The 12,987-nt window shown below is 51.0% G+C and carries 14 protein-coding genes; 9 read left to right on the forward strand and 5 right to left on the reverse strand.

Features of this window, described 5'->3' with window-relative positions:
• Window positions 1–60 precede the first annotated feature (60 nt).
• On the forward strand, window positions 61–477 hold the full coding sequence (locus AC0YNV_RS00285) for a VOC family protein (RefSeq protein ID WP_475764899.1): 417 nt from the start codon (window positions 61–63) through the stop codon (window positions 475–477).
• A gap of 452 nt (window positions 478–929) precedes the next feature.
• Here the strand turns inward: AC0YNV_RS00285 and AC0YNV_RS00290 are convergent, their stop codons facing one another.
• Window positions 930–1,352: a VOC family protein gene (locus AC0YNV_RS00290; RefSeq protein WP_475764901.1), complete on the reverse strand. Its 423-nt coding sequence runs from the start codon at window positions 1,350–1,352 to the stop codon at window positions 930–932.
• Between the two features lie 444 nt (window positions 1,353–1,796).
• Here AC0YNV_RS00290 and AC0YNV_RS00295 point away from each other — a divergent pair, with 444 nt between their 5' ends.
• Window positions 1,797–2,435, forward strand: coding sequence for a hypothetical protein (locus tag AC0YNV_RS00295; protein WP_475764902.1), 639 nt, complete (start codon window positions 1,797–1,799; stop codon window positions 2,433–2,435).
• 36 nt (window positions 2,436–2,471) lie between these two features.
• Here AC0YNV_RS00295 and AC0YNV_RS00300 read toward each other — a convergent pair whose 3' ends face one another.
• The 3 genes from AC0YNV_RS00300 to AC0YNV_RS00310 form a co-directional block, all read right to left on the reverse strand.
• Complete coding sequence (locus AC0YNV_RS00300) at window positions 2,472–2,936, reverse strand: MarR family winged helix-turn-helix transcriptional regulator (protein ID WP_475764904.1); 465 nt, start codon at window positions 2,934–2,936, stop codon at window positions 2,472–2,474.
• Window positions 2,937–3,088: 152 nt separating this feature from the next.
• Window positions 3,089–3,643 carry an NADPH-dependent FMN reductase gene (locus AC0YNV_RS00305; RefSeq protein WP_210037454.1) on the reverse strand — a complete coding sequence of 185 codons (555 nt, stop codon included), beginning with the start codon at window positions 3,641–3,643 and terminating at the stop codon, window positions 3,089–3,091.
• A 270-nt stretch (window positions 3,644–3,913) separates the two neighbouring features.
• Window positions 3,914–5,122, reverse strand: coding sequence for an MFS transporter (locus AC0YNV_RS00310; protein ID WP_475764906.1), 1,209 nt, complete (start codon window positions 5,120–5,122; stop codon window positions 3,914–3,916).
• A 146-nt stretch (window positions 5,123–5,268) separates the two neighbouring features.
• Between AC0YNV_RS00310 and AC0YNV_RS00315 the strand changes: the two genes are divergently transcribed.
• From AC0YNV_RS00315 to AC0YNV_RS00330, 4 genes are read left to right on the forward strand one after another with little or no spacing between them, the layout of a single operon-like run.
• Window positions 5,269–6,030, forward strand: a complete 762-nt coding sequence (locus AC0YNV_RS00315; protein WP_475767236.1) for a MerR family transcriptional regulator — start codon at window positions 5,269–5,271, stop codon at window positions 6,028–6,030.
• 37 nt (window positions 6,031–6,067) lie between these two features.
• On the forward strand, window positions 6,068–6,844 hold the full coding sequence (locus AC0YNV_RS00320) for a spermidine synthase (protein WP_475764907.1): 777 nt from the start codon (window positions 6,068–6,070) through the stop codon (window positions 6,842–6,844).
• A 44-nt stretch (window positions 6,845–6,888) separates the two neighbouring features.
• Entirely contained in the window at window positions 6,889–7,323 is a 435-nt protein-coding gene (locus AC0YNV_RS00325) for an AAA family ATPase (RefSeq protein ID WP_475767238.1), read from the forward strand.
• A 22-nt stretch (window positions 7,324–7,345) separates the two neighbouring features.
• Window positions 7,346–8,389: a hypothetical protein gene (locus tag AC0YNV_RS00330; RefSeq protein WP_475764909.1), complete on the forward strand. Its 1,044-nt coding sequence runs from the start codon at window positions 7,346–7,348 to the stop codon at window positions 8,387–8,389.
• A 35-nt stretch (window positions 8,390–8,424) separates the two neighbouring features.
• On the opposite strand, the gene AC0YNV_RS00335 is transcribed toward AC0YNV_RS00330, so the two are convergent.
• Window positions 8,425–9,333 carry an AraC family transcriptional regulator gene (locus tag AC0YNV_RS00335; RefSeq protein WP_475764910.1) on the reverse strand — a complete coding sequence of 303 codons (909 nt, stop codon included), beginning with the start codon at window positions 9,331–9,333 and terminating at the stop codon, window positions 8,425–8,427.
• A gap of 118 nt (window positions 9,334–9,451) precedes the next feature.
• Between AC0YNV_RS00335 and AC0YNV_RS00340 the strand changes: the two genes are divergently transcribed.
• The 3 genes from AC0YNV_RS00340 (at window position 9,452) to AC0YNV_RS00350 (ending at window position 12,953) form a co-directional block, all read left to right on the forward strand.
• Window positions 9,452–10,138: a phytanoyl-CoA dioxygenase family protein gene (locus AC0YNV_RS00340; RefSeq protein WP_475764912.1), complete on the forward strand. Its 687-nt coding sequence runs from the start codon at window positions 9,452–9,454 to the stop codon at window positions 10,136–10,138.
• Window positions 10,139–10,233: 95 nt separating this feature from the next.
• Window positions 10,234–12,015, forward strand: a complete 1,782-nt coding sequence (locus AC0YNV_RS00345) for a hypothetical protein (protein ID WP_475764914.1) — start codon at window positions 10,234–10,236, stop codon at window positions 12,013–12,015.
• A 35-nt stretch (window positions 12,016–12,050) separates the two neighbouring features.
• On the forward strand, window positions 12,051–12,953 hold the full coding sequence (locus tag AC0YNV_RS00350) for an aldo/keto reductase (protein ID WP_475764916.1): 903 nt from the start codon (window positions 12,051–12,053) through the stop codon (window positions 12,951–12,953).
• Window positions 12,954–12,987: the final 34 nt, after the last annotated feature.

Raw genomic sequence — 12,987 nt, forward strand, 5'->3', positions numbered from 1 at the left:
GTTTTTCTTGGTTTGACATCCAATTTATCATAATGCTACTGTATACTTGAGGTGATCGGAATGGCAGAAACAGCCAAAAGTATGTTTGTTAATCTACCAGTAAAAGACCTGAAGAAATCTATGGAGTTTTTCACCGAAGTAGGCTTTGAATTCAACCCAAACTTCACTGACGACAATGCAACTTGTATGGTCATCGGGGAAAACATTTACTCCATGTTGTTGGTTGAAGAGTATTTCAAGACCTTCACCAAGAAAGAGATTTCTGATGCATCCAAAACGACCGAAGTCTTAATTGCATTAATGGTCGAGAGCCGCGAAAAAGTGGACAAGTTAGTTAACAGCGCGATTGCAGCAGGTGGCAATATTGCAAAAGACACACAAGATCTCGGCTTCATGTATCAGAGAAGCTTCCTAGACCTAGACGGTCATCAATGGGAAATCGGCTTTATGGATGAAAGTGCGATCCCGCAGGAGTAAGCAATTTTGGGATTGCTTGATTCATCATATGTAGGGATGGTGTCTTTGTGGCATCATCTCTTTTTCACTTAGAGGAAAGTTGTCAATGGTATCGGAAATTCTCGAGATCATAAGGTACATTACACGCCAGTGTCCCCTGACCGGCTGCTCGAGGATCATGCAAGGGTCAGATAAGCAACTGCTTGACCTGCAGTTACGCTGGCCATGCCTCTAACATCAGTTCCGGACGTGCATTTATGTCATTCTACAGCCGGATAGTCTACCTTCAACGCTTCAACAGTATCGTACTTATCGGTTTCAAACAAAATCCGCGCCGGTGCCATATCAGTCCGTTCCTTAACGATGTGGCCATAATACTTACCATTTTTCTCATTGTTGTGCGAGAACGATGAAATCGCAGGGCATATGCGCTCAGCGTCTTTGGATTTATATTTTAATGTTGATGCTCTTCGTTATCCCTGGCCTTCCGACGCAGTATTGTTCATGAAGTTGATCGCCCACAGATGGCCGTCCAAGTCCACGAAGCCCCAATGATACATGAACCCATGATATTCAGGTTCAGCGTGCAATTTCCCGCCCAAGGAGACCGCGGTATTCACGATTTCATCGACCTTTTCCCGGCTCTCGAAGGCCAATGCGATCGTCATCTGCGCATACTTGCTCGTATCGACGGATTCTTTCTCCGTGAGCGTATTAAAGAATGCTTGATTGATCAGCATGACCTGCAGGTTGTCGCCGATCACGATGGCTACCGAAATCTCGTTCTCGGGGAATTGCGGGTTGAGCTCGAATCCGAGTCCGGTGAAGAACGCTTTCGATTGTTCTACGTTTTTTACAGGCAGGTTGAAGCTCGTGAATGCGGACGTTAATGCCATTTTCAAAACACCTCTTCGTCAAATTAGTTTGTGTTCATTTATGCCTTCGTTTATATAGACGACAGCCGATCCGGGAATTCATCGGTCTCATGGATTCGGAAGCGTAAATTTTGAAAAATAACTTGGTATTGAGTTCGGATACCCGCCATTCCCGTAAGGTTGCTTATTCTTATTGTGCAGGGATAAAGATTGAACCTCTCTAAAAAGGAATTCGTCTGAATATATGACAATTAAAGGGTGGGTATCGAGTGACGGAATGAGGGAACGGTATGGAAATTAATGATAAAACCGAAGTACGAAAGAAAAAGTTCGAAACCGTCGCCATTTCAGTATTAGGTTAAATGTTTTTTCATGCTTACATTTCTCCTGTTCTCTTCACTAATCGTACGTTTTGCTTATCTACAGTTCGTCGAGGGTCCGAGTCTCTAGGAACGCCACACAAGCATGATCACGAAGGGCGTATTCATCCCGCCCATCCGCGGCAATATTTACGATTCGGCGGGACAGCAGATCGCATATTCAATCTCAACTCAGTCCCTATACTTTACTTTCAAAACAGGCTTTAAGCAGGAAGCGCTGGAGGAGATGGCTGCAAAACTCGTGCAGCTGTTTAACGAAAAAGGCGAAGCGAATTCCAAGCCGTTGACGACTGAGGAAGGTATCGAGGCTATGGGCATCAAAGGCAGAACGCATCTGCCATTCCAACAACGACGGATCAAATCGGGACTGTCAAAAGAAGAGATCGCCTATCTTAGCGAGCACCGCGACGAGTATCCGGACATGGAGATCGTGGAGGAGCACATCCGCCAGTACAGTCCCGACCGGGTCGCCGTTCAATTGGTCGGCTATATGAACAAGATGAAGGGAGCCAAGGAGAATCTGGACTTTTACAAAGAAATCAACGCGGATCAATCGGATCCCACGCCATCGCTATCCATTTATTCAAAATTGAGGGTAAATACCATCATGAAAACGAAATATCCGAATGTTTACAAATACAAGCACACCCATTTGCTTCAGATGGTCCGGGATACGATGGATAATCTTATTGCGAGCGGCATCATCGAGCCAAGAGGCAAGTAAGCTTTTGCTTCTCTATTACGATCCATATAGGAGAATTCAGGGACTAGTATTGTTTGCGAGGGCTTCCGCACCCAGTCCAATGGTTTTTAACAAATCTATGAGTTTCAGCTTATCTTCTTTGCTGATAAATGATAGATTATTGGAAATCACTTCAGCATGCTTCGGAAAGATGCCGCCGAGCAGAGCTTGACCTTGTTGCGTAAGGGTTACATTGGAGCCTCTGCGGTCGGTTGGACTTGGCTCGCGTCTGACATATCCTTTTTGTTCCAGTTTATCGACGACGTAGGTGATGCTTCCGCTGGGAATGGAGAAAATTTCGCTGATTTTTTGGATGGGATGGGGACCTTTGCTGTAGAGCAGCTCCAAAATCATGAAATGCTCCTGACTAATGCCATGATCCTCAATATCGTTTCGTACATTGTCAAAGACGGCTCTGGAAGCTTTCATCCATATCCGGAACAGTCTCAGGTCAAGCTCGTTTTGCTCATCTGGCTGTGACATTGCCTTGCCTCCTTTTATAAATCAGGACCTCCGGATTGGAGGTCCGTTATCTGCGTCGAAACAGCTGCTCTATCCATAGCAAAAGCAAGCTGGATCAGAAGAAAACTGACCCGGCTTGCTGCTGATTCGAACATGGAACATTGCAATTCGTATTAACGCAATGTTTTCAACGCGCCGCTCCAGGCGATAACCTGGTCAAGCATCGTGTTGACCGCGGACTCCTGGTGAGGGGCCGGTTTGAAAACACTATAATTCTCGAAATCGGTGATCAGGGAAAGTCCGACCTGAGCGCGTACATCGGCGATATGAAGCTCGCCTACAATCAGCCTCAGATTCTCGATTGCGCGCGCGCCGCCGCTGCCGCCATAGCCAACGAAACCTGCCGCTTTATGATTCCACTCTTTAAAGAGAAAATCAATGGCATTCTTGAGCGCGCCGGAGGTTGCATGGTTGTACTCGGGTGTTACGAATACAAAGCCGTCGAAGGAAGCAATTTTCTCAGACCAGGCAATCGTATGCGGTTTGCTGTATTGTCCCATGGACGGCGGTACCGGCTCATCGAGCAATGGCAGATTGAAATCCGCAATATCCACAAGCTCGAATGAAGCGTCGCTGCGTTTCTTTGCAATATCGGTGACCCAGCGTGCTACAGCTTCACCATTACGGCCCGGACGTGTACTTCCAAGTATAATCGCTATTTTTAACATCGTAAACTCCTCCATGAATTTCATATTTTTTGAAACGAAGACCATCGTGTATAGATGCGTAATCTTAGACTAGTTTGGACTAATCAGCTACGTTTTATTATGGCGCTTGTGATGAAAGCTTTCTGGACTTCACTCCTCCCAATCCCATATAAAATAATAATATATATAATATTCATAGGACTTTTTAATCCTAACATTAGGATACTTTATTGTCAATCTAAATATGGGCGTGAAGATTTGACTGCCGCAGCAAGCCCAGATAAGAAGCGGTTATTGACTGCGGGTACGGTGGATAGGTACGATGAATAACAGACCCGCAAGAAAACATAGACCGGCCAATTCATACACGATGGCAAGGGACCATGCATCTTTCAGAAAACCGGAAGCACTCATCATAAGAAGCATGGAACCGGTCATAAGCGGTGTCCGGATTCCGGTAACCCGGCCGATAAACGCTTGCTCGGTATGATTCATGACTAACGTATTGTTGCCAATAAAAATAGCCGGCTGCAGAAGCGCTATAATGAACTGCGCAGCCATCGTAATCCAAAGTACAGAAGATAATCCGATGAGCAGGATGCCCAATCCGTTGACAAGCAATCCCATCAACAGAAGACGCTGCGGAGCAATCCGGGCGGCCACAGCAAAGGCTGCAGCCCCTCCGAGCATTTCCCCCAGTCCGTAAGGAATGGTGATCCATGGCAGGTCATGCGCCGGCAATCCCAGACGATCGGTGACGAGGAAAATACTTAAAGGCGTTATCAGCCCTACGCCGAGTCCGACAAGCGTGAAGCATAAGCTAAGGCGTAAAAGCTCCCTGTTGAAGATGACATAACGAATGCCGTCCGCCATCTCGCGAAGCAGGGAGGCCGGTTCAGCGGACTGGTCCGACGGAACCGGCGGATCTGCCGGAATAAACAGCATAACAAATGCGGATATGAGAAAAGAGATACTGGTTAGCAGAATCGAGACTCCAATTCCAGTCTGCTGGTAGACAAGCGTTCCAAGAATCGGACCTATGATCATAAAAACTGAAAAAAGCATCTGAAGCAGCGACATGCAAATTGGCGCTTCTTCATCCTTTACATGGAGCTTGAACAGCTTCATGCCGGATGGCTGCGCAAACTGTGATAGAATCGAGGAAATCAGGGCAGCGAAAAACACGGCCGTCCATGATCCGGATTCTATCAGGAAGAAAACAATCAATACTGATAAAGCGCTTAAGCCTTCGCACCAGACGATCGTTCTTTTGGGACGCCACCGGTCCGCGAATACACCGCCAATGAATGAGAAAATAAAGATCGGCGCGTACTCGGCGACAGCAATCATCGAAACGGCCAGCGCATCCCCATTCGAGCTTTCCATGACGTATAAGAGGACCGCCATATTTCTGATCCAGATTCCGAATTGCGAGAAGAGATTGGAAATCAGAATAACTCGTACAAATTTGTTGCGTAGCAGGTGAATGGAATTTGACATGGCTATGCTTTCCTCCTTGATATCATCTCGGACGTAAGCTTAGTCCCTCCTGCAAGGGGAGAGTCAAATTATTTATGGTCGCTGCCCGGACTTGACTCTCCTCTTAGGGAAGGCTTTAGAGTGGAGATTGAAAGGAAGTGAGCCAGATGCTCTATACGGTAAAAGAGGTATCGTCATTATCCATGGTCACGATCAAGACGCTTCACCACTATCACAAGATAGGTCTCCTTATTCCGCACGAGATCACGGAAGCGGGATATCGGCTGTACGGAACGAAGGAGCTTGAACGCCTGCAGCATATTTTGTTCTACCGGGAGCTGGATTTCCCTCTGGAGACAATCAAAGAGCTGCTTCAAGGGGAGCAGGAACGGCTGTCCATCTTGTCGCAGCAGGAAGAGCTGCTGCTTGCCCGCAAGCAAAGGCTGGAAAACATTATTCAAACCTTGAAATTATCCATGGAGCACACAGTGAAAGGGGAGGACATGAATAAACGGGATTTGTTCAAGGGCTTTGAAACCATGGAGGAGTGGAATGAAGCGCTGCGCGGACAAAATGATTATTTGAAGCAGACCTATTCGGTCGACGCTCTGGAGGTTGCCGAAGCCGATGTACAGAAGATGAATGAGCAGGCATCGGAGGCGGCAGCATTTATGACGCATATGGCAGATGCATTGAGAGCGGGCTTGAAGCATAATGATATCAAAATACGGGATGTTATCCGCAGCCATATCCATTTTATGAATCAGCACGGCCATCAAATATCCGCTCATGATTTTGCTGCGCAAACACGCTTCTTCCTCTCTGACGACTTTCATCTTCGCATGCTTGAGGATCAGCAGACCGGCCTGGCCTATTTTCTTGCCGCAGCGGCAGAAGCATTCGCGGCAGAGGACACAGCAGGCGGGTAATGGAAGCAATAGGGGATATCCGGGAAATGATTAATAGATGATAGTGAAGGAGATCGGGCATTTGCGTCAGCTAGCCAGGGAGATCAGCAGGCATCAGGAGATCGGCGTTTACGAGGCGGCCCAGCTGTATGGGGAGACAGGGAAATACCGCTTCCTGCAGTTTTCGGACCATGCCGTGCAGGGGGCAATCGACCTGAAGGATTCGAAGCGGATCGTGCTGGAATATCCGCGGGCCATGATCCATCTGATGGAGTACAATTATCCACCGTTCGAGGATGTGTTTATCATCGGACACGGAGTTGGCACCATTGCCGGCCATTATCCGGACAAGCGGTTCAAGGTAGCGGAGATTGACGGAAGGGTGGTGGAGCTGAGCAGGGAGTTTTTTGATTACCGCATGGAGAATGTAACAATTGGAGACGGTCGGGAGCTGCTGGCGGATGAAGAGCCTGGAAGGCTGGATTATATTATTTTGGACGCCTTTACCAGCAGGGGAACTCCGCCTCATCTGACAACCGTGGAATTTTTCGGTATGACCCTTGAAAAGCTTGGCCCCAGAGGCTCCATTATGCTGAACCTTATGGGAAAGCCCAGGAATGACATTGTAATCAACGCCATTCATACGACGGTCCGGGAAGTATACGCCTGCACAAAAGCTTTCCTTCTGCCGGGGGAGGAAGCGGCCGATATCGGGAATATAATCATTATGGGAAGCGGCAGAGCTATTGAATTCCAGCCGCAGGCCATGGCAGGCTTTCGCGAAATTGAACTGGAGCAGGGACATATCATAAGGGACAAGAAGCGGGACTTCTGATTCGGGGCGCCTAAAATATGTATATAGAGAGAGAGGCGATTGATTTGGAGTGTGTCATTTTCATAGGGATTCAGGCTTCAGGGAAGTCCACTTTCTACAAAGAAAAATTCTATGATACACATGTAAGAATCAATCTGGATATGCTTAAAACCAGACACAGAGAACATATTTTTGTCGATGCGTCAATTAACGCCAAGCAGCCGTTTGTTATTGATAACACGAATCCAACGAAAGCGGAACGGCAGAAATACATGGATGCTGCCCGCAGTCAGCAGTTTAAGGTTACAGGCTATTATTTTGAGCCGAACCTGGAGGAATCAATGGCGAGAAATGATAAACGCAGCCAGGGAAAGGTTCCATTGCCGGGCCTGAGGAGCACACTTCGTAAATTGCAAAAACCGGATTTCGATGAAGGCTTCGATCGGCTGTACAGCGTTCGAATTGTTGACGGCGTTTTCACGGTTTCGGAATGGACTTGACAAAGTGGAGGAGGATGAATAGATGAGAGTAGGAGATGCACGGGCAGCAGCGGCGGAATGGATCTTGCAGGAGGCCAGCCGCGAGGCCGGATTCAGGGGGGCGTATTACAGCGGATCGACGGTGGGACTGCCTGATGAAGCCGAGCTGCCGCCCGCTTCCGACGTTGACGTTGTGATCGTCGTCGCCGGGGACGAGCCTCCGCTCAAGCTCGGGAAATTCATCTACCGCGGCACGCTGGTGGAGGCCACGTATCTGTCCTTGAGCCTGTTCAATTCGGTCGAGGATGTGCTGTCGTCCTATCATCTGGCAGGCAGCTTCCGAGCGGATACCATCATTGCGGATCCTTCCGGGTACCTGCGCAGTCTGCAAATTCAGGTGTCGCACCAATTTGCCGAGCGGAAATGGGTTCTCCGCCGGTGCATGAACGCACGGGAGAAAATCGAGAATGGGCTGAATTCATTCAACACCGCCGCGCCGCTGCATGATCAGGTCACATCGTGGCTGTTTCCTACCGGCATAACTACGCATGTTCTGCTCGTAGCCGCGCTTCGCAACCCGACTGTCCGGCTCCGCTATCTCGCCGCCCGCGGTGTGCTGGAGGAATACGGCCATTCCGGACTTTACGACGAGCTGCTGGAGCTGCTCGGCTGCGCCTGCTTGACTCCCGGGCGCATTGAACATCATATTACGGAGCTGGCCCGGACCTTCGACGCCGCGGCGGCTGCGGCCAAGACTCCTTTCTTCTTCAGCACCGACATCACGGCCGCGGCGAGGCCGATTGCGATCGACGGAAGCCGCGAGCTTGTACGGGCGGGCAATCACCGCGAAGCGGTCTTCTGGATCGCTGCGACCTTCGCTCGCTGCCACAAGATCCTTGCCGCAGACGCTCCATGGGAGCTTCAGCATGCGCATGCTCCGGCCTTTCTTGCCATGATCGCTGACCTTGGCATTCACTCCACCGGTGACCTTACCCGCCGCGCGGCTGACGTTAGCCGGTTTCTGCCCAGAGTTTGGGAGACCGCCGAGGCCATTATATCGGCGAATCCGGACATCGCGGCTGAGTAAACGGCGGCAGAAGTTATGTCTCCGGCCTCCCGTCCTTAATGCATAATGCTGAGCTTGCGGTAAGCTCTGGGGGAGACGCCCTGCCATTTTTTAAACATTTTGCTGAAATTATGAAGATCGTCATAACCGAGCTGACGGCCGATCAGCTCGATCTTCATGTCGGTTTCACGCAGCATTCTTTTCGCTTCCCGGTGCCTGAGGAACTGCAGATGTTTATGGGGGCTCATCCCGATAATATCCTTGAACAGTCGGATAAAATGATCCTCGCTCACATTAAAGCGCTCCGCCATCGCCCCGTTTGGCCAGGTCCCGCCAGGGCTGTGCTCCATGTCCGCAGCAAGGTTCTGCACCGCTTCATAGTATTGGGACTGCAGGCTCGGGCGGCTGGGCTTCGCAGGAAGACTTAACAATTGGGTGAAAATCAGCAGCATCAATCCCCTGCACGCCAACTCATAGCCAGGATTCCCTCTTCCTCTCGCATGATCCTGCACAATCCGCTCCATCCATTCCACCATTTCAAATGGAATTCCCTCGTAATGCAGGCCGAAAGCCGGCAGATCCTCCCCGTTCACAGGCAAGGAACAAAACCGCTCCGGAACCACCTTATCCTCCTGAACGACAATATCCTGCTCGGCCAAGGCAGAGTGCTCATTGAAGAAATCAAAATGAATCCCCAGCAGCCGCGTGTCCATCTCCGTAAGGATCTCAATCCGATGCCGGATGGACGAAGGCAGCAGAAGCAAATCGCCCGCCCCGGCGGGAATCCGGCTGCTCTCATCATCAAAATGGATCTGCAGCTCGCCCTGGAAGACATACATCAGCTCGAAATCGTAAATGGTCCGCAGCTGCCCGCTGCTGCGGGGGACATGCTGAATCTGCGCCCAGTGCACATTTGGCCGTATTTCCGTTAATTCGAGGTATCGCGGTTTGGGATGCCGGAACATAAGGACATTCGCCTCCAATGTCGGAAAAGGATAACTTATCATCGATCTCTACCAAATATATCACAGCTTATTTGTGCTAACATCTCATTTAACATGATAAATAAGGTGGAATGAACCGATGAGCGGCAATATGGAACAACAATTCGCGGAGAAGGGTTATGTCGTGATTGAGGACCTGTTTTCGACAGAGGAAGTGCGGAAGCTTAAGCTGGAAGTGGCCCGAGTGCTGGAGAAGGTCAAGAAGGAGAAAGGAGCGGAGGCGGTAAAGCATGGCGTATACGTAGGCATGTCGGCGGCCAGCGCCTTATTCAGGCAAGCGGCGGCAAAGCCTGAATTGGCCGCGGTGCTCAAGAAAATTATCGGGGAGCAGGTCATCTTCCTCAGCGATAAAGTGGTATTCAAGGATTCAAAGGTCGATTTCGGATCACCTTGGCATCAGGATTATCCTTACTGGGAAGGCAGCCACAAGTATTCCGTCTGGATCGCACTGGATGATGCGGCACGCGAGAACGGCTGCCTGAAGATTTTGCCGGGCTCCCATCTGAAAGGGGCGCTTCATCATGGCGAAGGAGACAATGATGGCAACGGCTTCTCCAGCCGATTGAAGGAAGAGGATATTGACCAGTCGCAAATTGTGGATTTGCCTGCCTCGCGGGGAACCGCTATTGTGTTCCATGATCTGCTCTTCCACGCCTCCTACCCGAATCAGTCCGGCAAAGACCGGGTGGCCTTGATTTCGACGTATAAAGACGGAACGCAGGAAGATCCGTCCTACGAGTGGGCCAAAGCTGCCTTTCCCATCTGATCCTGTGGAGGGCAAGAATTTATTGCCGATGAATAGCACCTGACGTGTAAGAAGAAATATGTGCTTAAAATGGTTGACGAAGGAGCCAATAGTCCATGTTCACAACGGAACGGCAAAGCATGCATCACCAGATGCAAACCGTACTGCTCGACTACATGAAGACGATATCCGGCTGGATCGATGGGGAAACGGGTGCTATCGAGGACCGCTGGGATACGATATACAGCGAGAACTATACGGCAGGCACGGCGGCGGTTATATTCGCGGGCGGAGCAAGCTTCAGCGGCGATAAGGAAATTACAGATACGGCGCTTCGTTTAATCCGGCGCTCGACCGTGCGCCTGAAGGATCTTAACGCGGCCCCGTTCACCCGCTTGTTTATCTACCATTTTGGCATGATGGCGATCCTTATGCTGCCTGAAGAGGTCCGCAATCGTCACAAGGGGGAATTTGCGGAGGATTTTCTGCATGGCGAGCCGCAGGATTGCGGCACGATTAATCTCAACTGCGCTGCCCTGCAGCTGGGCAACGAGCTGTTCCTGGAGAAGCTGGGGTATCGCCCTGCCAATGAAGCGTTCATCGAGCAATTAATGGCGCTGATCGAAGAGCGGGAGCATGAAGGGTTTCTGAACGATTCCTTCGATTATCACGATCAGGAGACGTTCCGCGAGCATGACGGGATGCCGATTTCCTATTCCGCCTTTATTATGTTTATTCTGACCGGTGTTCTGGCGGCCGTTGAGGAATGGCCGCCTGGGGATCAGGAGATTCGGACGAGGCTGGAAATTCTGATTGAGAAAGGGCAGCAGTGGCTCAATCACGCTACCTCTTTTGATGGTACTTATGCAATGATGGAGCGCAGCCGCCATCAAATGTTTACCTGGGGCTCGTTCGTAACCTATCAGGCTTACGCGGGGATGGGTGACGAGGGGTTGTTTACGCGGGCCTTTCAGTCCTGGCTCCCCTATAAGAAAGCTGACGGCACATACAGCATTACTCCCAACTATCTGCCTCATGAGCTGCGTACCGGCTATGAGTGGTACACGCTGGTGAATTGTTACGGCATCCTGGGCATGACAGGCATCTCGGTTGCAGAACGGATCATCAGCCGGAACCTGCAGATGGAGCGGGCCAATGAGCGCAGCCCCCTGCCCGCAAACAATCAATACATGGATTTGCGGAGCGGATATGCCTTCATCCGCAGCCATGATGATTTCTTCGCCGTCAGCCTGCGCATGCATCTGGGCAAGTACAGCCCGGCTCTCTGCGGTTTTCACTACCGCATAAATGGGAGCAAGCCCCCTCTTGCCGAACCGAAGCTGAATGTGAACGGTTTGGCGGCCGGACTTTATCAGCAGGGGTATGATTTGGGAGCCTGGGAAGGGTTCCTGCTGCGCGACGCTGCGGGTAATCATTGCTTCCCCGATATGACATCGAATCCGGAGGTGCAGTGGCTGGATAACGGTATTGCGATGACAGCGCAAAACGAACATCTTGTCTGCCGCAAGACGATTTCGCTGATTGGCTCGGGGATCGAATGGACGTATCAATTGAAAGTGAACAAGGATTTTGTCAGCTGTGAGCATATTCTGCCGTTGCTGCTTACGGATGGCCGCAGCGGCACGAGACTCCAAGCCCGGACCGGACATGGCTGGAAGCTGTCCTATGGGGATGCAAAGTATGACATATCATGCGATGCCTGCGACAATATTATCCGTACACCTGAAGCGGTCTATTCGAACACCAATAATCTGTCACTGTCACGCTCCTTGCTGTCCGTGTCCGGCGTATCCGCGAATCTGTCGCTGGTCGTATCAGGACCGCTTAAAGCCGGAGACGAATGCTCATGGACAACACGATTTGCGGAATATGAATGAATGCCTGACGAGGGCGGCAAAGGGGGAACACAAGAATGGAGTATACACAGCTCGGCAGAACGGGATGGAAGGTTTCCAAGCTGGGGCTTGGCGGCGCGCCGCTTGGCGGGGATTTCGGTGAAACGAATGACCGGGAGGTTGAGAAGGTGGTTCATGCCGCCCTCGATCTTGGCATTAATTTCTTCGATACGGCCCCCTTGTACGGGCGCGGGGAGAGCGAGCGCAGGCTGGGTCTTGCGCTTCGCGGCCGCCGCGACCGCGTCATTCTGGCGACCAAGGCGGTGATGCGCGGAGATTCCTACTCCTACGAGAACACGATCCGCTCCGTGGAGGAGAGCCTTGACCGGCTGCAGACGGACTTTATTGACCTGATCCAGCTTCATGAGCTGGAGACATGCGGGGAGGAAACAGCCATGAGCGATACGCTTCCCGCCTTCCGCAAGCTTCAGGAACAGGGCAAGGTCCGCGCGATTGGCGTGAATGCCGGGCGGGTTGCGATGCTGCTGCCTTTCGTGCAGGAAGGGCTTGTTGATACGGTGCAGACCTTTGGCAAATATACGCTCATCGATCACACGGCTTCCGATATCCTGTTCCCCCACACACGCGGACATGGGGTTGGCGTGATTCACGGCAGTCCCTTGGCAATGGGGGTTCTTGCGGACAGCCCGGCGCCGTTCATGGCTAATTATCAAGCCAAGCTTCAGGAAGGAGAGCGCCGCAAGGCGGAGCTCGCTTTCCTGCGTCAGCCGGGAGCGGGCGGGCTGATCGAGCCGGCGATGCGCTTCAGTCTCGGCTGTCCCGATATCGCGGTGACATTGACAGGAACCACAAGCGCCTTGGAACTGGCGAGAAACGCGTCGTATTGCGATGGCAAGGGGCTTGAGCCTGAGCTGCTGGAGCAGGTTTTATCCTTATTCAAGGGTGAAGCAATGGTGTAAGTTCTAAGTTCATAGTAGCTTATCTATAAGTCCG

It is taken from the genome of Paenibacillus sp. JT31N11, from assembly GCF_056269285.1.